This window comes from Bacillus sp. 01N45 (genome assembly GCF_056399205.1).
In genome coordinates, this window is sequence record NZ_JBFTQW010000004.1 from 171,839 (window position 1) to 196,232 (window position 24,394).

Consider the following 24,394-nt stretch of genomic DNA (forward strand, 5'->3'; position numbering starts at 1 on the left):
CCCTAAATACTTCCACTTAAGAATGTACTTATTTTTCCGTTTTATGATCTAACCACCATTTAAAGTTACTTTCTTGCAACAGTTCATTAGACGCATCTGGACCATATGAACCAGACTCATATTCATGTAGCGGCAATAAGTTTTCCTCGAACGCTTCAAGAATTGGTTGTACCCATTCCCATGACAATTCAACTTCTCTCCAATGTGCAAAGAATGTAGCGTCTCCACTCACAGCATCATGAATGAGTCTTTCATACGCTTCAGGTACTCCCACATCCGCTTGCTCACAAGTAAAGTTAATACGGATTGGTTCAATCTCTCCATTTTTCAATGGATTTTTACTATTTAACTGTAATGAAACATTCTCACCTGGGCTAATTTCAATTATTAATAAGTTAGGTTCCGCATTTGGATTGTTATCTTGATATTGCTGTTTTAACGTATTTTTAAATTCAATTACAATACGAGTAGACTTTTCTTTCATTCTTTTGCCTGTTCGTATATAGAAGGGAACACCAGTCCAAAATGGGTTATCAATCCATAAGCGTGCAGCAACAAATGTGTCTATGTTAGAAGAAGGGTTTACTCCTGGTTCCTCTTTATACGCTACAACTTGTTGACCATTTATCTCTCCTGAAGCGTATTGACCGCGAACGATATGATTTTGAACGTCTTCTTTTTTCACTTTACGAAGCGTCTCCATTACCTTTCGCTTTTCCTCTCGAATTTCACATGCATTAACCTTTTCCGGCAGATTCATAGCAGTCATCATTAATATTTGCAACATATGATTTTGAACCATATCACGAATGGCTCCTGCATGATCATAATATCCTGCCCTTTCTTCAACCCCAACTGTTTCACTAGCTGTGATTTGTACATTCGCAATATGTTCTTTATTCCAAATCGATTGGAGAACAGGATTTGCAAATTCTAATGCTTCAAGATTTTGAATCATCGGTTTACCTAAATAATGATCGATACGGTATATCTCGTCTTCTTCAAACGTGCGACTAAGCTTATCATTAAGCTCACGAGCAGATGTAAGGTCGTGTCCAAACGGTTTCTCAATCATTAGGCGTTTCCATCCATCCGTTTTATCAAGTCCGCTTTCCTTAATATTTAAAGCAATTGTCTCGAAAAATTCAGGGGCAACTGAAAGATAGAACATTCTATTCCCTTTTATATGTAGTTCTTCTTCCCTTTCACGAACGACTTGTAATAATCTCTCATAGTCTTCCGGCTTACTCACATCTAATGGACAATAACGAAAATTATCTAAAAAACCTTCAAGTTCTAGAGTACCTTCTTCTCTATGACGGGAAAACGTCTCTATTGATTCTTTTATTCTTCCTTGAAAATCTACATGAGATACTTGACGTCTCCCAAGCCCGATAACGGATATTTGCTCTGGAAGCTTTTGATCTCTATATAAGTTATATAGTGCGGGGTAAATTTTGCGTTTCGCTAAGTCCCCTGTCGCTCCAAATAAAACAAAGGTCATTGATTCCAATTTCAGTCCCCCTCTTGTTGTATAATCCTTGTCAATATTTTAAAAATGAATTGTACAGAAGCCCCTGTTTTTATAAAAAAACAAAGAGTTATCAAATTCCAATTCTTTTTATACCTTTCGCTTTCTAATTGTCCCCAATATTAATAGTGGCAATTCAAAGCATTTCTAACAAAGCTTACTTATCAGACCTAACATAGTATTATATATTTAATTACTTTTAGTAATTAAATAATCTTATGTCTAGTATGTTAACCCTATAAATTATTATCGTCAAGAAAAATGGTTTAAAATGAAGGGTCTTTGTTTCGTAATTCTATTTAGTCTTTATCTATTTATTAAAACCTCTATTAATTTTATTGCCCGCAAAAACTTGAACGTAAATCCTCATATTATTGGTTATCCTAATTACCAATTAATACGAAATAATGATACATAAAATAAAATGCTATGCGTAACAAAAGAACGGAGCTTACAATTCATCCTAATGGTCTTAAAGATAAGCTACTTTATTAATAATGCTAGAGTTCGTGTATACTCCACCATGCTCGTGATCAGTGAGTTACTCATTTGTATAGTTACATTAATTCACGATTATTGATTATATAAAATATAATTCGTATCAAGTGTTTGCATATCATATAATTTCCTTTACGCTTTTAATTCTTCTCTTTCAGACATTAATCAAAAAACACGAAGACTTAAAAGTCTTCGTGTTTTTTTGAAATATACATATAGTTACACTTGTCATTGCATTCATAACTAGAATCTTTTACTCATGAAAAAGTCAATTTCCTTACGGATGATATCCATTAAATATTATTTATGAAATTTCACACGCTCTTTAAGCGGTTGGAATTCTTTTTCACCTGGTGTAGCTGTTGGATTACCAAATGGCATTTGTGCAATTAGTTTCCAATTGGCAGGGATATCCCATTCTTTTTTCACTTCATCATCAATTAATGGATTATAATGTTGTAAAGATGCCCCTAATCCCTCAGCTTCTAATGCTGCCCACACAACTAATTGGTGCATACCCGATGCTTGGTTTGACCAAATCGGGAAGTTTTCAGCATATGCAGCAAATTTTTCTTGAAGCGATTTAACTATAGCTTCGTCTTCAAAGTATAGTACGGTTCCATAGCCAGCTTTAAAGGAATCCATTTTTTGTTGCGTTCCTGAAAAATCTCCATCTCCAACTACTTTTCTTAATGTTTCAGTTGTAATATCCCATAATTTATTATGAGCTTCACCAAATAATACAACTAATCGTGCAGTTTGAGAATTAAAAGCTGATGGAGTATATTTCACAGCAAACTCCACAATTTCTTTAATTTTTTCATCTGATACTTGTACCTCTTTATTAATTCCATAATAAGTACGTCTTTCTTTCAGTGCGGTATAGAAATCTTTTGTCATAATTTATTTCCTCCTGAGTGAGTTTTAATATCCTCAAAAATGATAAATCTCGAAGATAATATGAATTTAAATGAGTTCATTTTTAATGATTGAACTCCATAACACCAGTTGCCAATCATTCTAAATATAAACACTCTACTTCTTGTCCAAGACGCTTCAGTTTACCTAAAAAAGCTTATAACATTACTAATTAAATCTAATCAGCATTCGGTACTATTTTACCCATTCTCTATTCATGTATCCTAGGTGTTTCATATTTACACAAATATGAAGTGTAACTATTTCAATCATCAAGAAAGACAGGAACCATTAATAACTCATTACCTACCCTATTACATTTAAGCTTCTCTCCTTTGTCATTTAACAAAAGTGACAGAGGCATTAAAAATTTCAATGCCTTACAAAAGAGATACTAATACAACAATTTCGCAAAGTAAAAGAAGACGATGTAATCCCAAAAACAGTGTATAATTAAATACCTCCTATAATTGAATCCTCTTTGCTGTTTATAAAAAAGTATAATAAAAAGGCAAAACCGAACATATCCTTGTTCGATTTTGCCTTTTTATTATTGCTTTAAATGATTTTTAACTGCCCTTATAACTAATTCATGATCTTCTTCTGGTGGTAACCCTGAAACTGTTATCATTCCAATAACTCCTACATCTTTTATTTGCACAGGAACGCAACCACCAAACGCAGCATAATCCGACCTATCTAAAAGATACTTTTCATTATATGGAACACCCGTTATTTCACTTTGTATTTGCATATAATACGAGCTATGATTGTGCAAAGAAACAACTCGTTTTTTACGCTCAATCCATTTCGTATTTTCCTCAGTTGTCCCCGTCATCTTGAAATGAAATAATTGCACACCATTTTCCGCTATATCAACAGCAATCAATTTCCCTTCCTTTTTCGCTGTTTCAACGATAAATAAACCTATCTGCAGTGCATCTTCATTTGTAAAAGAGGAAAATTGAAGTGTTTCCTCCTCTATTAAAATTTGTTTACTTATTTCATTCAAATTTGAAGTACTCATATGTTTATCCCCCTTACTCACTTTATGCCACATTGCTATTTTTAAAATTATGCGACCCTACCGTACGGACTTTCCATATAACTAATAACGTAAAGCGTATTCTTTTCTTCTTGTTGCTATTATGAATTATATTTAACGCACTAAAAATGTATGTCCTCTAGCGCTAAACATTTCGTATAGAAGTTTTCTTCCAGCTACTACTTACAAGCATAAAAAAACCAGTTGCTTAAGCAACTGGTTCACTAAAAGTTTTATCTAGGATATTCATTCAACCAAAGGAATGCTTGTTCATAATCATCGAAAAATTTTACAGATTTTTTTGTATTAGATTGTTGTAAATAATTCAGTATCTCTCCTTCTTCAAGAAGAAAAGCCATTGCCTTACTGTGTTTCAAAATCGTTTCATTGAAAAACTTCTCTTTCCATGCTTTTTGAACAGAAAAGTGATCTGGTATGTATCCTTTTCTATCGATCAACAATTTGTATTTCCGCCCTTCGGAAATGAATTGCTGACAAACTTGCTCGAAGCCATTAAACCATTCATAAACATCATCTGTTTTAATCTTGCCTATAAGACGAGTAACAATTATATCTCCGGAAACCGTTGTACTAATATTCAGTTTACTCAATCTGAAATCATCTCCCTTAGTTACAATTATGCGTGAATCCCTCATAAAATCAATAAGATCAAACTGTAACGCATTAAAAAGGGACAGACTCTCCAAACGGAGAAACCTGTCCCAAAATCGTTCTATTTTGCATTAGAACTAACAATCGTGAATTAGAATAATGATTTAATACTTGCTAAAACAGTAAGTACACCTACAATAATAACAAATACGTTACTCATTTTCCCTTTGTATTTAGCTAGTACTGGTACTTTTTGAATCGCATACATCGGTAATAGACATAAGATAGCAGCAACTAATGGACCGCTTAGAGAATCAATAAGTCCAAGAATACTTGGATTTGTATAAGCAACAAACCAGCATGATAATACAACAAAAGTAAGGACGATTGTTTTAATTGTTTTTTCTTCAATAACTTTTCCACGTGATTTACCGAACTTAATAATCATGTCACGCATTACTTCAAATGCTCCGATATAATGGCCAAGGAAAGATTTTGTAATAGCCACAAAAGCAATGATTGGAGCTGCAATCGTAATTACAGGTGAATTAAGCTCATTAGCAAGATATGAAAGGATTGATAAGTTTTGCTCTTTTGCCATTTTTAAATCCTCTGGAGTCAAGCTTAATGTACTACTCCAAACGAAGAACATAACTACAGCGAATGTCATGATATAACAAACTTTTTGTATTTGCGCACATTTAGCATCAGTAGCTTCTATTCCATACGTAGCTCTCTGTTTCACAACAAATGATGAAATCATAGGTGAATGGTTAAATGAGAATACGATGATTGGTAGAATCAACAGTATCGTTCCAAAATATCCTGTTCCTGTTGAAGCAGTAGAAACAGCTGAAAAGCTAAGCATTGACGTATTCCACTGTGGAATTAAAGATATTGCGATAAACAGTAGAGAAGCTATGAAAGGATACACTAGCATACTCATGATCTTTACAGTAATATCTTGACCAAAATTCAGTATAGCGATAAGACCAAGAACTAATACAAGTGATAAAATAGCCCTTGGAGGCTCTGGCATGTGCAATTGATGCACGATAAAACTACTTGCAGTATTTGTAAGCGCAACCGAATACATTAGCACGATTGTATAAATTGAACCGAAATATACGATGTTAAAAATGATACTTGCTTTATTTCCGAAATACTCTCTAATTGTACCTGTGATCCCCTCATCAGCAGAATTAGAAGCGTATATCATTTTAGCAAGTGCCCTATGTGAGTAATACATAACTGGATATGCAAGCAATGTAATTAGTAGTAATGATAATAAACCACCTGAACCTGCATTAATCGGTAAAAAGAGCACCCCTGCTCCAATTGCAGTTCCAAATAGGCTCAATGCCCATGTAGTATCCTGCTTATGCCACTTTTTCGGATCTGCATATTGCTCATTTTCTAGTGCGATATTTTCAGCTTGAACTTCTATTTTCTTTGCAGTATTCCCGTTCATATAATAACTCCCCCTTGTATCCTATTCTTGCGTATCTCTTTATAGCTAACGAACATTCCCTTTTTTCGGAAAATAAATTCCTTACAAGTTGCCCCACATTGTATGTCCTTCATCATAATGAATCCAAATTGAAACATTCGCTAGTTAGCGTCCTAACATAAATGTTAGCGTTCACAAAAAAGTTTACTCGTACTATCCGCTCTTTATATAAAGACCGCTTAAGAGAACAATATTGAATAGACTTCATAAATACGTTGCAACATTTCTAATAACAGTGTGTTACTTTAATGGTTTCTCTTACTTACTTGTAACAGTAATTTTAGATAAACCGGCCTCTCTTCATTTATGAGGCATTTCTTTCTCAATTCTATACATCACTTTCATAACTTCGGCAGCATTTATGGTATTGATTACACAAGCCACTGAAGCACTTTACATACATTTCGCCTCTAATCACACGCCTTTCTTTCTATTAATCGCATTTTTTATATTTTCTCCAGAGATCATAAAATTTCTCTCGACGCCCTCATTATAACGTGTATATTTATAAAATTAATATTTTTATATTTTCAGAAATATTCAATGGATATAATTTTACATGGATAATAATTTACAGTTAGCATGCAACCCTTGTTCCTATCGCTTATAACGGAATTAATCAGCAAAAAACACAGTAAAATATTGTTTATTCAAGATACTCATTTTAAAAATTTTTATATTCTTCTTTATCTAAAAATTTTATTTTGATTTAAAAAAGATATTCTAATAAATAATTAACGTGGTTAAAAAGAAATTTCTTTTTAAATGCATAAACCAATTTTTAGGTTATATATTATCAATATTGCATTCATATACATTTTTAGGAAAATACATATTTTAACTTGATGACAATAAGAGAACCGCTAACATTTCGCAAAAATCTTCGCTAAACGAAAAAATAAAATAAGCTGCCCATATATGGACAGCTTATTTACATCATTATCATTGTTAGGTGTAGGCAAACGAATCACTTCAATGTCATCTTAATTTTAGTTTTTTCAAATCTTCTTCAGGGATATTTCTATGTTTGTATTGAATGGGTTTTATTTCATTTCCTTTTATACGAAAAGTAATTGTGTCCTCTCCATAAGGCGGATTGTGTGCCCCTTCAAAAGTTTGAATTTGCACAGTTACATAGAAAATATAATTTGCTTCGTCTTTTGTTATTTCAACAATTTTTTCAGAACCTCGGTACCAAAGCTTCGGTTCCTTATAATATTTTTCAACTTCTTTACTTATTGGTTCTAATAAAAGATTAATTACTACTTCTTTTAAATTTTTTTTTGGTACAGGTATTCTGTTAATCCTTTTTCTATTTACATTTATAATTTTCCAAAAACCACTTTTCTGTTCAACGGTATAAAGAACATTCGTACCATCCTCTTTCCAAAGATGAAAATAACCTTTAGTCCCCTTAATATATAATCGTGGTTCATCAATCCATTCACCTTCTGTTTGAACTATACCTAAAAACAGTTGAGTAAGCGGCGTTATCTTATAACCTATTTGATTAAAGTCACCAAACGAATAAAGTTCATAACCAGTTAAATCTATGTCAAAATATTCGTTGATTTCATTTTCACTTTTTCCAATTGCTTGAGCAGAAATACAGGGTAATAAAAAACTCAGAAGATATATGATGCTAATTATTTTTATTTTCATACCATCAATCACCTCTTTTATTAAAATGCAACAAAAGAGATGATATTATTGATTATTAAACCATTAAACCTATTAAATACGAATAATGTAATCTTTAAAACCCCTCATTAACTAGCTCTTTTATCAAGTTTAATTTTGCAGAGAGCTCAATAAACCATTCTTCATCCCCTGTTAATAATGCAAGGTCTATAAGATAAAGGATTTGCTCCTTATTTATTACTTTTGATTCAGGGAGTTTGTTAACGTGTTTACTAAAGAGTAAAATCGCTTCGTTCATTGTGTACTTGTCGTCACGTTTCACAATGCTAACTGTAACTACATCTTCCACTTCATCAAGTGATACAATGTAACCAACTATGAATTCACCCTCATTTGATATTCCACGAACCCAATCTCCCACTTTTAAAACATGATTATTATTTGACATCATACTTTTCACCTTCTTATAAATATTTTTTGTAACGATAAAAAAGATATAAAAACTAACTTTAACTGTAATTCTTTTTATTACAGTTGTTTTTTAAGAACTCACGGCTACATAATAATTAAGCCGCTTAACGTTCTTGATTAATAAGGTCAACAACTTCTTTCATTGTATAATTCTTTAAATATTCACCTAGATGTTCTTCCGCACCTAAGAAAATAGCAAAAAGAACTTTCCGCATGTTCGAACCTACAATACACTGATCATTTGATTCTGGACACTTCGGCTGCAATGCACCTTCAGAGGTTATTTGATACATATTCCAAAGATTAATTTCACTTAAATCACGGGCAAAAATAAAACCTCCACCAGTTCCCTCTTTTGATTGTATAAACTTATGTTTTTTTAACAAACTTAGCACTTTGCGAATGCGTACTGGATGAACACCTGCACTTTCTGAAATAGCATTACTTGTTGACATCCGATCTGGCTGTAAAGCTAAATAAGTTAAACTGTGAATGGCCAAGGTAAAGTCGCTGTTCATCGTTGTCCTCCTACGATAAAAAATATGATTTCTCGCTTAGTAACATACTGTAACCATAAATATTACAGATAGGTTAGTCAAACGTTAAAATATATAAGAATCATGCTTAGCATGAAAAAATAAATCCCTTTATATTCTATCAGAACTCCCCTATATCTCCTAACTTCATGTAGCTTTTTAAGTTGCAAATAAATTTAAACAGTCCACTGTTTCTTAACTTGTTCTTCTGCCAATTGTTTAATTTTTGTCCAAATCGTATCTTTACTCACAATAACATTTGTGTGATAGTTTCTATCTTTATAATTAACTGTAACACATACTTCAATCACTTCTATTTCCTCCTTTCAAAATATTACTTATTAATTAGCCATTTTTTGCAATTCAATATTCAAAAATGTTCGAACGCTACGCGGTAAAAATTTGCGAATTTCTTCCTCGTTAAAACCAACCTGTAATCTTTTTTCGTCCAGCATAATTGGACGACGTAACATTTGAGGATACTCAATTATTAATTTATAAAACTCATTAAGCGAAAGCGCCTCAATATTTATATTTAATTCCTGAAAAGTTTTAGATCTAGTTGAAATAATTTCGGTAGCACCATCTTCAGTTAAACGAAGAATGGATTTAAGTTCATCAACTGTAAGCGAATTTGATACGATATTTTTTTCGGTATAATCAATTTGATGTTCTTCAAGCCATGCTTTTGCTTTTCGGCACGAACTACAGCTTGCTGTCGTATATAAAATCACCATATTTTACACACACTCCTTTACTTTTTAAATTATTATATAGATTATTGAAATGTATTAAAAAAAATTACAGTTTAGAATGAAATACACGTTATATTTTTTATTCGAGAATATTTAATTTATCTGTTTTTTACAAACAATAGCAACTCACTTCTAAAAACTATACTGTAATTTTAAACTTTACAGTTCTATTAATCAACTGTTAAGTCTTGGATGCATTCCATTAGCGAAATAAATTATATTCCACTTTATTCATTTCTTCCCGACATGTTTAGCATAATAAAAGCTACTGCATTGAGCACAGCAGCATTGTAGGAAGAAATACGCGGACAAAAAAAGCAAAGCGCGTACACTTTGCTTCTTACAAAATCCCTTTTAACTTTTTACCAATTAACTCCGCTACATATTCATAACCTTGTCGGCCAAAATGTAAACCGTCTTTTTCATCATCTTCTACTAATCTTTTATAATGAGGCTCTTGAATCATTTCAGCATATAAATTTAGAAAATAACTTCCTGTTTCCTTCGCCACTTCCTCTACTACGTCTGCATACTGACCAAGTACTTTATTTGTTCTATTATGCTGGCGTTCTTCATCAACTGGTGCAGGACTAATAAGTAATACTTTTTCCGGTGAAATCATACTTACAATTTTCGCTAAATTGTCTTTGTATACTTGCAATGGTACTGGATCAAATAATACCGAATCATTCGTACCAAGAAAAACTGTTACGAAGTCTGGTTTATGTGATAGTACATCATCTTCAATCCTATGTAACGCATCGAACGTATTATCACCCGGAACCCCCGCATTTACCACCTTCCATTTTGGAAACATCTCCCGCAAACGCGGTGTTAACCTCGGCGTTTCATCAAAAAACGTTTCATCAGCTGTAATACTATCACCAAAGCATACTAACGTATTCATAAAAACTAAATCTCCTTTTACGTATGAAATAACTTTCCTTCTACCGCCTTTATATATCTTTCAGCAGAACGTTCCACTGCCTCATTTGCATTCTCTTTCACTACTCGGTGAAAAGCATTATATAAACGATTAAATTGTAACGGCTTCACTCGATTCGCCATTTCCTCCACTTTTCTCGCCGGTAATGGAATTAAGTTTGGATAGCTGTACATGAAGCTCACCCATTGCTGATCCGCTACGACTTGAATAATATCACCTGTTAATAAAATACCTTTCCCACCATTTCCTTCTTCCCAATGTAATACAGAACCGCCGCTAAAATGTCCTCCGAGACGATGAATAGTAATTCCGTCCGCTAATTGTAAAGACTCGCCAGACCAATAAATAATACGACTACTCGGGCGTACTACCCACTCTTTATCGTCTTCATGTATATAGATTGGTACATCAAACGTTTCCGCCCATTCTACTTGCGTTGAATAATAATGAGGATGAGATAGTGCTATCGCATCTAACCCGCCCCACTCCTTTATCTTCTCAATTGTCGTTTCATCTAAATAAGTAATACAATCCCATAGTAATCGATACGCTTCCGTTTTTACTACATATCCTGTTTGACCAATTGCAAATGTCGGTTTTGTCGTAATACTATAAAGCCCATTTTCTTCTTCTATCATTTCATTTTTATATGTACCACTCGATTGCAAGTTTTCTAAAGTCGTCCAAGACTGTCCTTTCGGATTCACATATTGTCTCTCCTCATCACAAATAACACAACTTACCGGTTCTTCGACACTCGCTGCATACTGTACGCCGCACGTTGTACAAACGAAATTTTTCATAATAATTCCCCCTATCCCTATATTTTTATGAAGCTGATTTTTGTTGATAATGATCTAATTTTTTATTTTCAATTAATAAACCGATTAGAGTCAGTAAGTAGACAACTGTAACTGCCAATGGAATGGCAGTAAATCCATTGTCTGCAAAAAGAATCCCGCAAACTGACGTTACGAGCACAGTCCCTACTGACAATACACCATAACTTTTACTTTCATAAATCCATACGTACGGTACAAAATGAACCCCTATTAACATCGCTACTACAAAAGGTAGCCACTCTGGAAATTGAAAATAGGCAAGTAATACAAACGGAATATTTAATACATTTATCCCGCCAATTAATCCAGCTAAAGTTCCTAGCGGATTTCCTTTCGCAAACATATCAATTTTCAATATAGCAGCTATTATTAAGCCAAAAGGAAATACACAACCCATACCAATTAAATACACCCACACAACTTGCTTTTCTGAAAGAAGAACACCCGTTACACTTGCTACAATCCAAAATAAAATACCAGCTATTATAACTGGAAATCCTCTTTTCGTTCTTTGTGCTAAATCTCGTTTTGCTTCTGCTATGTTCATTTCACTATCTCCCCAAACTATTTGTACTATAAAGCCGGCTTAATTTTGCCTATCCAATAACGCCAAGCTAGTAAATAATCTTCTAAATCTTTCGGGTGGTGTCTTAAACATGTGTCTATACGCAAATATAATCCTATGACTATTTCCTCGTATAAATCTCGATCTTTTTTAAGGAATACACATTGCTTCATCGCATAATCAATCGTTTCTTTCGTTAAATCTTCCGGAGTTGAACAGAATGCGTAAATTAAGTCATATAAAGGATCTCCAAGGACTGGTAACGGATCAATTACTCCATGTAACTTATTCTGCCGGAATATAAAATTATGAAATCCGAAATCACCATGTAATAAAAAGGGTTGATTTACTCCGGCTTCCCTATTTGCTAGTTTAAGAACCGTTCTATATTCTTCTTCACTTATGTAACATCTTACATTTTCATAAGCTTCCATCACATTTGCAGTTAAAAATTCATTCCAAGATTGAACCGGACCTTCTTTCCATCCCCAGCCTTCTGCCTCTGGAACCATTTTATACTTATTGATAACTTCTTTTACAAGTGTACGAAGCGTACTTCGTTTATATCCTTGTTTACACGAAGTATTACCTTCCAGGAAAGAATACACGAAATATGTATGTAAAGGTTCCTTATACAAAAGCTTTGAAAATAAAGTATTCCCCTCATAAAAAGAAAGAAAATTAGCTTCTTCACGTATTACTTCCGCTTCATTCAGCTTTACTACATATTTTTCGTCCAACAAATATACAGTACTTGTCGTTCCTCCGTTCAACGCTTTTACGCTATTTGGAGCATGTGAAATAACTTTCTCTTTAACTAGTTGTGCAGCAATTATTGAAATGTCCATTCTCTCACCCTTTAATTTCGAAGATCCCCCCAATTCAAAAGACAACTTTACTATTATTTGACAAACGAATAGGAAACCCCTTCCAAAATCTTAATATAACAAAAATTCATTTACTTTTATATTTCAAAAATAAGGAAATACTAACAACAACGTTACATACATATTAGGAGGACAATATGAAACCTGAATTTTTAAAAGCAGTACATGATGCCATTGGAAGTGTCGAACACATTCATATAGAAGAAAGCGGTGCTGACAGCTTACTTATCCATCATGATGATGCACAGCAATTACAACAAGTCGCTAAAACGTTAGAAAACAACAATTTCCGCTCTGCTTTAAGAACAACTGGAGATGCTTCGTATATTGAAGTGTTGAACAGATAATGAAAGTCTGGATGTATTCCGGGCTTTCTTTTTTTATCCCACATTAACGGGCAGTAAGACCCCCACTGATTAAAGTTTCACTTTATATTGAAACTTTAAACTCTTTCACATACACCGCTGTTCCAGCAATATCTATTTGTAATTTCTCATTTTCTACATCTTTCGTTACATATACCGTTACACGGCCATCTTTATTCATTTCCTGTCCTTGTTCAACGATTAATTCCATTTTATGGTCAAAACCTTTCTCCAAATACATCGCATAGTACGCTCCCATTACACCTGAAGCTGTTCCTGTCACTGGATCTTCAATCGTTCCAGCATAAGCCGATGAGAAATGACGCCCATGCATTTGTGCCTGTTCATCATAAGTTTCTAAGCAAACTGGATGAATAGAAGCGTTAGGTATTTCTTTTAATACCGATGGAAACATCTCATTGTTAGGCTTCATTCTCTCACATACATCTAGATTTTTAACCGGTACAATTACAGTCCAGTTTCCTGTACTTCCATATACAATCGGTAAACTTACATCTAAATCATTTACGTCCAAACCAATGCTATGAGCTAATTCTTCTTTTGAACATGCAAATTCTTTAAACTGAGGTGTAGCCTGCCTCATTTTAATAAAGGTTTCTCCCTTTTCATTTACATCTATTTGTATTGCTAAAACCCCTGCCTTCGTTTCAATCGTAAAACTTGTTTTCTCTTCTAATAAACCTCTTTCACACAAGGCAAATATTGTTCCAACTGTTCCATGACCACATAAATCCATTTCAAAACGAGGGGTAAAATAGCGAACCTTTAAATCTGCTACTTTTGAAGAAAGAACGAAAGACGTTTCGTTAAATCCAACTTTTTCAGCAATACGCTGCATTTCCCCTGCTGTTAAACCATCCGCCTCTAATACAACACCTGCTGGATTCCCCATATTTGGTTTATTCGTAAATGCCTCGTAATGAAATACCTTTATAGTCTTCATTTTCTTTTCTCCTAACCTTCTTTAAAAATTTTATAATAAAGCTCTATCTCCGTTTTCACCGAACAACGATTTCTCCAAAATACCCTCTGCATCTTTTCATTTGAAGTATGTGTACTTCCGATGTAATAAGTAGCACCCATTTCCTTTAACATATGTAACGATTGAAGATGCATTTGGGAAGAGATTCCTTTCCCGCGATAATGAGGCATTACCCCAAAGTAAAATAATCGTCCTTCATTTTCCGTTCCAGACTCTATATGCGGTATGGACAAACCAATCGGATCATTTTTATCATAAAAAACAATGCATGACTTCTCCCAGCCTTTACCTAACTCTGTTTGCACTGAATAAAAATGCTCATCAATATTTAAAATTGAAGTTTGGTTTCCTGAGTTCAACATACATTGCTCCCAAATGGATTTAAAATCTTTTGCCGATAAAGTTTCTTCTATTGAACGGCATGTAAATTGTTTTTCAAGTGCCTCTACATCGTCTAACTCTCTACACACTTCTATCTTTGCTGCATGTAAAGAAAAATCCGCATCAAGTAACACCCTCACACTTGAGTTATAACTACTAAACCTTTTATTTAATACAATACTCGCTCTTTTTAACTCCCAGTCAAAACAAATCTCTTCAAATCTACTTATCTTTTCTTTATATGTTTGTACGTTATAAAAGAAATCTTCTTCTATCTCTTCAATCGTTACTGCATTTGGCAAGCCATTTAATACTTTTTTAGAAGGGCCAAATAAATTCTGAATGATTGTAAGATCGCATATCACCACTTCAATTCCCCCACACCTGGCTCAATAAACTTCCCTGAAACGTCCTCATTTGAATCAATTACCCAATCATATATATTTTGCGCTCCTTCAGCCGGAGTCATATTCGCATCAAAGGCACCAATATCAGTCTTTAATTTTCCTGGGTGAATTGCCGTTACACGAATTCCTTTATTCTCAAACTCTTGTTGTAAACAAAGTGTTAGCATATTTTGCGCAGCTTTAGCAATTCGATAGGAATATGAGAACTGACCTTGCGGAAATTCTTTGTTCGCCATTTTATGTAGTGATCCTAACCGAGAGGACATATTTATTATTCTCGGCTGATCCGATTTAGCTAAAGCCACATATGTACCTTTTACAGCTCGAATTACGCCTAAGCAGTGAATATTAAATAAGTCCGTTAACTCTTCTGAATTTGTATGTAAAATCTCAGTCTCCTTTCCAGTAATTCCAGCGTTATTTATAACTAGATCCATATACTCTGTATATCCCTCGAGCTGGTTCTTAATCTGCTCCGTACTCTCATCAAGTGATAAGTCTGCCAATATAGGAAAACATCTACAACTAAACATTTGCTTCAATTGCGTTACCGCAACCTCAGTTCTAACTAACGGATAAACGATATGCCCATTTTCATGAAATACTTTTACTAACTGTAACCCTAACCCGCGATTTCCCCCTGTAATTAGAACTCTCATATATCCATCTCCTTATTTTTAAAATAAATAAGAAAGTCCATCCATTTACCATTCTCTAAAGAAAACGCCTCTCTCTTGCATTCAAGTGAAAAACCTGTTCTTTCCGCAAGACGAACGGATGGCTCATTATCAACATGTATATGTAATTCAATTCTATGGAAATGAAGACTATTAAAAAATAACGATAACGCAGCTTTCACACTTTTAATACCATATCCATTTTTCCAGTATTGATTATGTATGGAATACCCCATCATCGCCCATTGATAGTCCATACGTAAAATTTTTATAAGCTCTAGCTTCCCAATATTAGCCCCATCTTCTTTACGAAAAATACCTAATACATACATCTCATCTCGATTTGCTGCTTCATCAAAACCTCTTATCCATTCCGTGAACCATTCTTTTGTTGATGATGCCATAACTTGATGGCCATCGTCATATTTATACTGCGATGGTAGCCTCTTATGAAATCCATCTAACCAACTTTCATAATCATCATTTTGGAACGGACGGATTATGAGCCTCCCTGTCTCTACTTGTAATAACGGTAGCTTCATTTATATCTCTTCCTTTTATTAATGATTGAATATTCTTTATTACCTTACGCAAAATACAAAATCTAGTAAATTATTATGTTCTTTACAAACAAAAATCCAGTTATGCTTTGTACATAACTGGATTCCTCATCATCTAATCGTTTTTTATTTTACAAGTACACCTTCTCTTAATTCCCTCTTCAACACTTTCCCTAAAGCATTTTTCGGTAATTTGTCCATAAATACAACGTATGGTATTTTATAACTTGCTAGTTTCTCTTTACAATGCCGTATAATTTCTTCTTCCGTTAAAGACGTTTGCATATCTTTTACAATATGCGCTGTCGGAATCTCTCCCCAAAAGTCATCTGGAACTCCAACTACTGCAACTTCTAAAACACCATGTATTTCATGAATAACATCTTCTACTTGATCTGGATATACGTTGTCACCACCGCGTATAATAACGTCTTTATATCTTCCCATAATATGCAGGAATCCGTCATCATCTATCATGCCAGCATCGCCCATGTTAAACCAATTATCTTTTACTACCTTTTTTGTCGCCTTTTCATTATTCCAATACCCTTTAAACATGTATGGACTTCTTACATGAATCTCGCCAACTTCATTTGTTGTTAGTTCATCACCTGTTTCTGGATGAACAATTTTTAACTCTACATGTTTCAAAGTTTTCCCTACAGAAGACATCTTTTCTTTTCCCATCATTGGATGCCATGAAGTTACAACCCAACCTTCTGTACTCCCATATCCTTGCACCATATATATTCCTTTTTCCATATATTTTTGAATAAGTGTTTCTGGCACTTTTGTACCACCACTTTGTGCTACTTTAAAAGTTGAAATGTTACGTTCTTTTTTATTTAGCTCCTCAAGCATGTAGCTATAAACAGCTGGGAACGCAAGCATCGTAGTAATTTTCTCTTCTTCAATCTTATCCCAAATAAGAGCAGGATTCGAATCAGCTAAAAAGATCATCGTAACACCATGATAAATACAATTTAAAATAGAAAGCACTCCACTCATATGAAATAATGGATGTACGGATAAAAAGCGCTCACCTGCAGGAATTTCTCTTTGGCCCGCAATCTCAGCAAAATAATGATGTAAGTTTTTATGTCCAATTACGCATGCTTTCGCCTGTCCGGTCGTTCCTGAAGTAAATAAGTAAATCGCATCATCCTCTTCATGAACTTCTACATTCGGTTCTGTCATTGGCTGTTCTTGTAATGTTAATTCAAATGAACCAAATCCTTCTTCAGTCGTTTTAATTACATAAGGAATTTCTTTAACAGCATCAATCTTTAAAGCTTCATGAAATTCTTCATCAATAACTAACACTTTTAATTTTGCTTCTTTTACAATCGTTTCTAACTCATAAGCAGTAAGCTGATGATTTAACGGAATACATACAGCTCCAATTTTTAAACTTGCCATCATAACGCTTGGAAACGGATGATTATTTTTGCATAGTATTCCAATACGATCTCCTCTTTGTACACCGTTATGTAGCAAATAGTGTGCAAGCTGATTTACTCGTTCATTATACTGCTGAAACGAATACCTTTTCTCTCCCCCTACAAGCGCTTCCAAATTTGGTGATTGCATTGCTCTTTTTTGTAATAACTTTTGCATCGTTCTCAAGTAAAACTCCCCTTTATATATGTTAGGTTTTTTATTTTACCAGATTAACTATTAATTTACTAAAGATTACACTTAGTGAATATAAAATCAATAAAAATAGCCATCTACTTAACAAGTAAATGGCTATTTCCTCTTATATATTAGAATACTCCTTATTCATCACATAGCGCACATACTCCGGTGCACTTTTATTAATCTCTTCATCACTTAATTTATATTCGGCACCATATAAATAAAATGAAGGTATAAATTTCATGTCTGTATATAAGCACGTAGCTTGAAATGGTTTCGTTAACTCATCCATTGTAATTCCGCTATTTTTATAGTCTTTTTCTAATCCACCTATAGAAATAGCTAGACCAAATTCTTTCCCTTTCACTTTATCTCCTTTTGATCCGTACGCAAATCCATATGTTAATACATCGTCAAACCATTTTTTTAATAATGGTGGTGAACTGTACCAATAAAGCGGAAATTGAAATATATATCTGTCATGTTCTACTAATAGCTTTTGCTCTTCCTCAATATTAAACTCCCAATTCGGTGCCGCTTTATATAATTCATGCACCGTTATTTCATCCGAATGTTCCTCAAGTTCTTCGATCCATCTTTTATTAATTTTTGATTTTTCAATATCAGGGTGTGCTACAATTACAAGTGTTCTCATCATCTTCCATCCCCTTTTTAAATTATTCAATCCTTTACGTATTAGTATGAGTGAGTCACATATAATTGAAAAGTACGTACTTTAAAGTGCTATAGGAACCTTAAAGTACCTGTGGAGGTGTTATATGAATCAAAATGAAGACTGCCCAATTGCAACGACGCTCGATGTAATCGGCGGAAAATGGAAAGTTCATATTTTATGTGTTTTGATGGATGGAAAAATGCGAACAAATGAAATCCGACGAGAAATCCCAAACATTACGCAAAAAGTTCTAACTCAACAACTTCGCCAACTTGAAGCTGATGGGATTATCCATCGTACTGTATATCAAGAAGTACCACCAAAGGTTGAGTACACAATAAGCGAATACGGGAAATCTTTAATGCAAATTATGGATGAACTATGTGAATGGGGAAAAGATCATCAAATGAAAAGATTACATGACTAAAAGAACATTACCGTCTTTATTAAATCTTCTACATTCATATTAGTAGTTCAATATTTCTACTGAAATTTTATATTAGAGGTACTCCAACAACTCGTAATTTAGAAGCCCAAATCTTTCAAAAGTAAAAAACAATAACATTCATCTATAAATACTCTTTATAACAAAAGTATCCTATACTTTTTACCTTATATTTTATTCGGACACTTTTTATTCATTGAACCGCATCCTAGTTGTTAGACATATAGTCAACAATTTGAGATGTGGTTTTATTATTCGGATAACAGCTCTCATCAACTTTAATAATCATGACTGCAGACAAAATACTTTGCAAAGAGTTCCTGTACAAGGTGATTTTTCACATAAACTTACCAAATAGAATTTTTATAAAAAACTTCTCACATTTAAATTGGACAAGCATATTTTATTGTATGGGGACTCCCTACTCATAGAAAACTACCTTTCTATTCTAAGAGCACGCATATTTGTGTGCTCTTAAACTATTTACAATAAAATAAAGAGTTTATTAATTTGCTTAATTCACTATCGGAAAAGTACCCATAATAATATCTTTATATTTATCTATTGTTTTTTGATTTTTATAAAACTATATTATTTTGGAGTTGGTTAATACGTTACAAAAAACTGACCGTGTAATCATTATGGTCCCTCCATTTTCTCAAGTGTTTGTTACATTTTACTCATCATCAGGAGAACTTCTTTCATCACAAGTCTTATCTAATACCTCTCCACATCCTGTATCAATGTATGCACTTAATGAAATTGAAAGCGAATTATTTGAAGTCGAGTTACAACCACTACTACTTCATTAAAACTGCGAATAGTCCAGAAAAATGATTATCAATTGTATTAGTGATACAAGATAAATTCACTTTTATAAAACGAAAAGAATCCTATTTATTTAGGACTCTCTTCGTTTTGCCCATCTCACTATTTATAAAAACATATCTACAACGGAATAAACACTACACTTACAGTTAACTATAAAATCCCGTTCCAAAGGACTACCCAAAATTCCCCACCTACATACTCCCATGATCAAAAATATTTGTCTCTATTTCATATAAAGTATGATAAGCATCCATAAAGATAAAGCACCAAGGATAGCAAGCACTATACGAGTAGATAGTACCCTTACTTCGAAATCGGTTTTCTTGGATGGTTCAGGATATGCAATTACATAAATCCCTTTTAATAGTGCGAGCCATGCAATAAGTGTAATGAGTCCCTGCCAATTAAGTTCCCAAACATTATGTAGAATAACAGTACCTAATCCTAGGAAAATTGATAGAAAGCCATACATAATTCCAAATCCTCTGTCTTCTACCACTAATTTTTTCAGTTCACGTAGTATAGATGGTCGCACAAAAAGTATTCCTGAGATGATAACCGTTATCCACCCCCAAAAAAATCCTAAAAAAAGGCTTACCTCCATTGTTACTCCACTCCTTTCAATTACATTTATATTTCAGTTATTTTCCCTTTAGTATTAGATCTATAGATAAAAAACTAAAAATGTAACTTTGGAGTAAAGTCGTACTCTTTATAAAATATTTCATGTGTACATGAATAATCCTTCACCTTGTTAATTTTAACAAGGTGAAGATCATACAATATTATTAAATAAATAAAATAATCTAACTAAGATGTATAACAAATTAATAACCAGTCTACATACAACTTATGTTAGTAAGAAAATCACATACACTTATACATATTACTTTTGTATAAAATCTTAAAAATTGTAGTCACACAATTACTTTAGCATCCTCTTCTTAATGTCTAGACAATCAGTATTTAAACTAAACATGCTAATATTGATTTTGTGCGATTGTCAGTTACCTCATAATAAATTTCTAATCCTTTCCGAGTACCTGTAACGACTTTAGTAGCTTTTAGTTTAGATAAATGTTGACTAATTGTACTTTGAGGCATTTGTAATGTTTCATACATTGTCGTTACGTTAATAGGACCTTTTGCAAGCATTATTTTTACTAATGATAAACGGACAGGATGTGCTAATACCTTCAATACTTCAGTGATTTCTTCATACATTTCTTTCATATTTTTTCTCCCCTTTTATATAAACATTAATGATATCCATATATATAATTCGAAAGGATATACGATTTTATGTCCGTCATTTTAAAAAAATGTTAAAAAATATCTTCAGATGGAAGGAATCTCCCCTCCGTTCAATATTCTATAGATTTTTCTTCCACTATATATTATGTGGTAGGAGCTTTCCTTACTGAGACCCTCTGCCATTGTTCTCTTGCTGATGTCCATTATTCCCTTGGGAACCTCTTCCGTTGTTTCCTTGACCATTCCCATTATTTCCTTGCGATTCTCTTCCGTTGTTTCCTTGACCATTCCCATTATTTCCTTGCGATTCTCTTCCGTTGTTCCCTTGCTGATTCCCATTATTTCCTTGCGATTCTCTTCCGTTGTTTCCTTGACCATTCCCATTATTTCCTTGCGATTCTCTTCCGTTGTTCCCTTGCTGATTCCCATTATTTCCTTGGGACCCTCTTCCGTTGTTCCCTTGCTGATTTCCATTATTTCCTTGGGACCCTCTTCCGTTGTTCTCTTGCTGGTGCCCATTATTTCCTTGGGACCCTCTTCCGTTGTTCTCTTGCTGGTGCCCATTATTTCCTTGGGACCCTCTTCCGTTGTTCCCTTGCTGATTTCCATTATTTCCTTGGGACCCTCTTCCGTTGTTCTCTTGTTGATGTCCACTATTTCCTTGGGACCCTCTGCCATTTTTCCCTTCCTGATTTCCATTATTCCCTTGCGACCCTCTTCCGTTGTTCTCTTGCTGGCGCCCATTATTTCCTTGGGATCCTCTTCCGTTGTTCCCTTCCTGATTTCCACTATTCCCTTGGGATCCTCTACCATTGTTCTCTTGCTGGTTCCCATGATTTTCTTTTATTTGCTTAGATTGCTTTTGTTCTATATACTCTTTTTTCTCATATCTTTCTTCATTTACATGAGTTGCATCTGGTGATATGTCAGATGGCGACTTTGGTTGCTCTTGATGAGATGGAGTGAGCGATTTTTTCTTCTCATTCTCTTGTTTTATATAAACGCCCGTTCCAACTCCTGCTTTCTTGGCATCCTCCCGTATTTGCATCGTACTGCTTTGATATTCAACTGTAATATGTTTTATCTCATACTCTTTCTTTAATTCCTGCAAAGCCTTTTCCAACTGTGGTTCTAACGATTTATCCTTTGCAACAGCCGTTAGCATAACTTTCTTATCATTTGTTAAGTACTTATCCTCTTGACTCTGCTTTATAATCGTACGTATTACGTCTTGCAGATGCTTATTTTCCCACCCTTTCATTTCTTTTAAAATACGCCTTCCGTCATCATTACAAGCCCGCAAATCTATAACACGAAGATCCTCCGTTACGCTCGCCTCTAAACTTGGATTTATATCAACTGAGACATAAGCAAACACTTTTTCTTCTGGTTGATTGTAAAAAAACAGCAATACGCATAGAAAACCAGCAACAATTACTGTTGTAGGCTTTAAGAAAGGTGGTATGGAAAAACGCGGCGCTCTTTGTTCCTGTTTGTTAAACGAGATTTCTTCTCCTATCATGTATGGGTGCGCTTTTCTTTTAAATGTAATAAACTCTCCATTTGGAGTTAAAACAACTACGTTATGCTTTTTTATATCCATCACAATTCCTTTATTCATCATGCTTTTCCCCTCTTATGTAATCAAGAATATATGTATAGTTGTTTGCAAAAATAATGCACATTGCAATAATGTATTTTCTATGTCGTTCCAACGTTTTACGACTTACCCTAACACGYGGTTCAATATGTTTTAGTGGTAATTTTTTCTTTCGGAACAACTCTTCCATCATTTCCTCTTCTTTTATAATWATYTTCACAATTTCTATTAGATGTTCACGCGTATCACGATGCTTAGGAGATTCTTTAGCAAGCTCTGAAAATGTGATTTTAAACTCAGCTAACACACTTTGAAAATGAAGAATTTCCTCCTTACGGTTACTATTTTCGATCTCTTTCATATACTCCGTAAGCGATACTTGCATTTCTAACATTTTCTCTTGCTCATCTTCTTTTAAAAAGACAAAGTTATGCTTAGACTCCTTGCGTATATAGTCAATTACATCTCTTTTTATAAGAAGATCAGCAAACGCTAGAAAAGATTTCCCTTTTTTATATGAATACTGTTCAATTGCTTCGTTAAACGCAAACAGTCCAATACTATATTCATCATCCTGTTCTGTAATATATCGGCGACAGACAGACGATATGGATTTTCTAATAAAAGGCTGATACTGTACGATAAATACTTCCCTATCTCCTCCGTTGTTTTGTATGTTATATACGATATCTTCTATTTTCGGTTTTCTTAGGATCTTCATTACTAAACTCAACACTAGTAATCTTCCAGCCTCCTTCAAATAGCAAAAAGGCCACTAAAGAAGTGACCATTTAACCATATTTTGTAAGTGTTTTCCCTTTGGTTTGTCCTCTTGCTGTTACTTATATTTTTTGAGACTAACTTTTTCCCACTGTTTTCTTAACGAATTTCCTTTTGTCTCGTCACTAAAGTTAAGTTTGTATTTTAATGTACTTTCTTGTTTTCTTCCGCTTGTTTTGCTTGCTCTTTTTCTATTTTATCTGCAATCCTTGAATAACTCTTCTCTTTACCATTGGTAATTTCATCCTTTGATTTCGGATTCCACACTTAATCTAGTAATTTTATTAACACTTCAATGTTCTTTCATGACCATTTTTCTTCTATTTATTTTCTTCAATATACATATTCGGAGGAATATATAATTTTATGGGGGTCAAAAAATATTTTTTTATAAAATATTTATTTATTAAGTTGATAGGTATAGTCGGCAGCTCTATAACAAATACATGCTTTTACAATTCGTATTAGTTAAATTAATATTTTATCCGCTGTTTTATTTCTTTAAAACGAGCATGTATAATTTTTTTGATATCCGGGTGATTCTTATATAAGGTAACAGTATACATGATGGAAGATGCAAGAATAGTAGACCATATTAACCAATCTCCAGTATGCGAAAGAACTTTAATTACTTCACTCGTAAACTGTTCCTGTCCCGCATGAAATGCTGATATGAGAGAAGTAAGGTTGAACAACAATAAAATAACCAGCCTTCCCAAAAGCATAATAATCCATCCGATAATATACGAATAGCCCCCAACACTACATAATTGATTGTTATGATGAAAAACTTTCACCCTCTTAGCTTGCCAATAACCAACTATTGCTCCTAATATAAGCAAGCTAATTAATTCAATTGTAATAATAAAGTCCAATTTATTTGGAAGACCGATATAAGTTCTAATTATAGCCATGATGGGTATACCAAGAAGATCAAAACTATCTACTTTCTTAGGGATAAGCTGCCTAATGATCAATACGATAACAACTACAAGAATAATAATGAAAACTTTATTCATG

27 protein-coding genes are annotated in these 24,394 nt (G+C 33.7%); 2 read left to right on the plus strand and 25 right to left on the minus strand.

Going from position 1 to position 24,394, the window contains the following annotated elements:
- Positions 1-28 precede the first annotated feature (28 nt).
- From zwf to AC1DMU_RS11440, 14 genes are all read right to left on the minus strand, one after another.
- Positions 29-1,513, minus strand: a complete 1,485-nt coding sequence (gene zwf, locus AC1DMU_RS11375) for a glucose-6-phosphate dehydrogenase (protein ID WP_088064072.1) — start codon at positions 1,511-1,513, stop codon at positions 29-31.
- Positions 1,514-2,329: 816 nt separating this feature from the next.
- Positions 2,330-2,929: a nitroreductase family protein gene (locus tag AC1DMU_RS11380; RefSeq protein ID WP_088064073.1), complete on the minus strand. Its 600-nt coding sequence runs from the start codon at positions 2,927-2,929 to the stop codon at positions 2,330-2,332.
- Between the two features lie 568 nt (positions 2,930-3,497).
- The gene (locus AC1DMU_RS11385; RefSeq protein WP_179196847.1) at positions 3,498-4,007 is read right to left on the minus strand and encodes a heme-degrading domain-containing protein; all 510 of its coding nucleotides are present in this window, start codon (positions 4,005-4,007) and stop codon (positions 3,498-3,500) included.
- Between the two features lie 218 nt (positions 4,008-4,225).
- Positions 4,226-4,648 carry an STAS/SEC14 domain-containing protein gene (locus AC1DMU_RS11390; protein ID WP_088064486.1) on the minus strand — a complete coding sequence of 141 codons (423 nt, stop codon included), beginning with the start codon at positions 4,646-4,648 and terminating at the stop codon, positions 4,226-4,228.
- Positions 4,649-4,755: 107 nt separating this feature from the next.
- Entirely contained in the window at positions 4,756-6,075 is a 1,320-nt protein-coding gene (locus AC1DMU_RS11395) for an aromatic amino acid transport family protein (RefSeq protein ID WP_046954708.1), read from the minus strand.
- Between the two features lie 1,017 nt (positions 6,076-7,092).
- Positions 7,093-7,776: a DUF3888 domain-containing protein gene (locus AC1DMU_RS11400; RefSeq protein ID WP_142291786.1), complete on the minus strand. Its 684-nt coding sequence runs from the start codon at positions 7,774-7,776 to the stop codon at positions 7,093-7,095.
- Between the two features lie 94 nt (positions 7,777-7,870).
- Entirely contained in the window at positions 7,871-8,206 is a 336-nt protein-coding gene (locus tag AC1DMU_RS11405; protein ID WP_000987459.1) for an IDEAL domain-containing protein, read from the minus strand.
- A gap of 124 nt (positions 8,207-8,330) precedes the next feature.
- Positions 8,331-8,744: an Rrf2-family transcriptional regulator SaiR gene (gene saiR, locus AC1DMU_RS11410; RefSeq protein WP_001083471.1), complete on the minus strand. Its 414-nt coding sequence runs from the start codon at positions 8,742-8,744 to the stop codon at positions 8,331-8,333.
- Between the two features lie 194 nt (positions 8,745-8,938).
- Positions 8,939-9,073, minus strand: coding sequence for a BA3454 family stress response protein (locus tag AC1DMU_RS11415; RefSeq protein ID WP_000573513.1), 135 nt, complete (start codon positions 9,071-9,073; stop codon positions 8,939-8,941).
- 30 nt (positions 9,074-9,103) lie between these two features.
- Positions 9,104-9,499 (minus strand): transcriptional regulator SpxA, encoded by a 396-nt coding sequence (gene spxA / locus AC1DMU_RS11420; protein ID WP_000236196.1) that lies wholly within the window; start codon positions 9,497-9,499, stop codon positions 9,104-9,106.
- Between the two features lie 358 nt (positions 9,500-9,857).
- Positions 9,858-10,424 carry an SGNH/GDSL hydrolase family protein gene (locus AC1DMU_RS11425; protein WP_088064076.1) on the minus strand — a complete coding sequence of 189 codons (567 nt, stop codon included), beginning with the start codon at positions 10,422-10,424 and terminating at the stop codon, positions 9,858-9,860.
- A gap of 17 nt (positions 10,425-10,441) precedes the next feature.
- Positions 10,442-11,266, minus strand: coding sequence for an MBL fold metallo-hydrolase (locus tag AC1DMU_RS11430; protein WP_087984118.1), 825 nt, complete (start codon positions 11,264-11,266; stop codon positions 10,442-10,444).
- 25 nt (positions 11,267-11,291) lie between these two features.
- Positions 11,292-11,852 (minus strand): DUF7010 family protein, encoded by a 561-nt coding sequence (locus AC1DMU_RS11435; RefSeq protein ID WP_088064077.1) that lies wholly within the window; start codon positions 11,850-11,852, stop codon positions 11,292-11,294.
- Between the two features lie 26 nt (positions 11,853-11,878).
- Complete coding sequence (locus tag AC1DMU_RS11440) at positions 11,879-12,718, minus strand: phosphotransferase family protein (RefSeq protein WP_088064078.1); 840 nt, start codon at positions 12,716-12,718, stop codon at positions 11,879-11,881.
- A 176-nt stretch (positions 12,719-12,894) separates the two neighbouring features.
- Here AC1DMU_RS11440 and AC1DMU_RS11445 point away from each other — a divergent pair, with 176 nt between their 5' ends.
- Positions 12,895-13,104 (plus strand): hypothetical protein, encoded by a 210-nt coding sequence (locus tag AC1DMU_RS11445; RefSeq protein ID WP_044443258.1) that lies wholly within the window; start codon positions 12,895-12,897, stop codon positions 13,102-13,104.
- Positions 13,105-13,186: 82 nt separating this feature from the next.
- Here AC1DMU_RS11445 and AC1DMU_RS11450 read toward each other — a convergent pair whose 3' ends face one another.
- The 6 genes from AC1DMU_RS11450 to AC1DMU_RS11475 form a co-directional block, all read right to left on the minus strand.
- Positions 13,187-14,086, minus strand: a complete 900-nt coding sequence (locus AC1DMU_RS11450) for a PhzF family phenazine biosynthesis isomerase (RefSeq protein ID WP_088064079.1) — start codon at positions 14,084-14,086, stop codon at positions 13,187-13,189.
- 11 nt (positions 14,087-14,097) lie between these two features.
- Positions 14,098-14,871, minus strand: coding sequence for a GNAT family N-acetyltransferase (locus AC1DMU_RS11455; protein ID WP_142291808.1), 774 nt, complete (start codon positions 14,869-14,871; stop codon positions 14,098-14,100).
- Positions 14,868-15,572 carry an SDR family NAD(P)-dependent oxidoreductase gene (locus AC1DMU_RS11460; protein ID WP_088064081.1) on the minus strand — a complete coding sequence of 235 codons (705 nt, stop codon included), beginning with the start codon at positions 15,570-15,572 and terminating at the stop codon, positions 14,868-14,870. Before AC1DMU_RS11460 ends, AC1DMU_RS11455 begins: the two co-directional genes overlap by 4 nt.
- On the minus strand, positions 15,569-16,132 hold the full coding sequence (locus tag AC1DMU_RS11465; RefSeq protein WP_088064082.1) for a GNAT family N-acetyltransferase: 564 nt from the start codon (positions 16,130-16,132) through the stop codon (positions 15,569-15,571). Before AC1DMU_RS11465 ends, AC1DMU_RS11460 begins: the two co-directional genes overlap by 4 nt.
- A 144-nt stretch (positions 16,133-16,276) precedes the next feature.
- Positions 16,277-17,776 carry a class I adenylate-forming enzyme family protein gene (locus tag AC1DMU_RS11470; protein WP_142291787.1) on the minus strand — a complete coding sequence of 500 codons (1,500 nt, stop codon included), beginning with the start codon at positions 17,774-17,776 and terminating at the stop codon, positions 16,277-16,279.
- 133 nt (positions 17,777-17,909) lie between these two features.
- Entirely contained in the window at positions 17,910-18,443 is a 534-nt protein-coding gene (locus AC1DMU_RS11475) for an NAD(P)H-dependent oxidoreductase (RefSeq protein WP_137035964.1), read from the minus strand.
- 124 nt (positions 18,444-18,567) lie between these two features.
- On the opposite strand from AC1DMU_RS11475, the gene AC1DMU_RS11480 reads away from it, so the two are divergent.
- On the plus strand, positions 18,568-18,891 hold the full coding sequence (locus AC1DMU_RS11480) for a winged helix-turn-helix transcriptional regulator (RefSeq protein WP_073515730.1): 324 nt from the start codon (positions 18,568-18,570) through the stop codon (positions 18,889-18,891).
- Between the two features lie 1,072 nt (positions 18,892-19,963).
- On the opposite strand, the gene AC1DMU_RS11485 is transcribed toward AC1DMU_RS11480, so the two are convergent.
- The 5 genes from AC1DMU_RS11485 to AC1DMU_RS11505 all read right to left on the minus strand — a co-directional run bounded on the left by AC1DMU_RS11485 (position 19,964) and on the right by AC1DMU_RS11505 (position 24,393).
- Positions 19,964-20,344: a hypothetical protein gene (locus AC1DMU_RS11485; RefSeq protein WP_088064083.1), complete on the minus strand. Its 381-nt coding sequence runs from the start codon at positions 20,342-20,344 to the stop codon at positions 19,964-19,966.
- 362 nt (positions 20,345-20,706) lie between these two features.
- On the minus strand, positions 20,707-20,973 hold the full coding sequence (locus AC1DMU_RS11490) for an ArsR/SmtB family transcription factor (protein ID WP_002167922.1): 267 nt from the start codon (positions 20,971-20,973) through the stop codon (positions 20,707-20,709).
- Positions 20,974-21,157: 184 nt separating this feature from the next.
- Positions 21,158-22,615: an anti-sigma-I factor RsgI family protein gene (locus AC1DMU_RS11495; protein ID WP_286675860.1), complete on the minus strand. Its 1,458-nt coding sequence runs from the start codon at positions 22,613-22,615 to the stop codon at positions 21,158-21,160.
- Positions 22,608-23,330 (minus strand): RNA polymerase sigma factor SigI, encoded by a 723-nt coding sequence (sigI, locus tag AC1DMU_RS11500; RefSeq protein ID WP_088609564.1) that lies wholly within the window; start codon positions 23,328-23,330, stop codon positions 22,608-22,610. The genes AC1DMU_RS11495 and sigI overlap by 8 nt, the downstream gene beginning before the upstream one ends.
- A 517-nt stretch (positions 23,331-23,847) precedes the next feature.
- The gene (locus AC1DMU_RS11505) at positions 23,848-24,393 is read right to left on the minus strand and encodes a hypothetical protein (RefSeq protein WP_088064086.1); all 546 of its coding nucleotides are present in this window, start codon (positions 24,391-24,393) and stop codon (positions 23,848-23,850) included.
- Position 24,394: the final 1 nt, after the last annotated feature.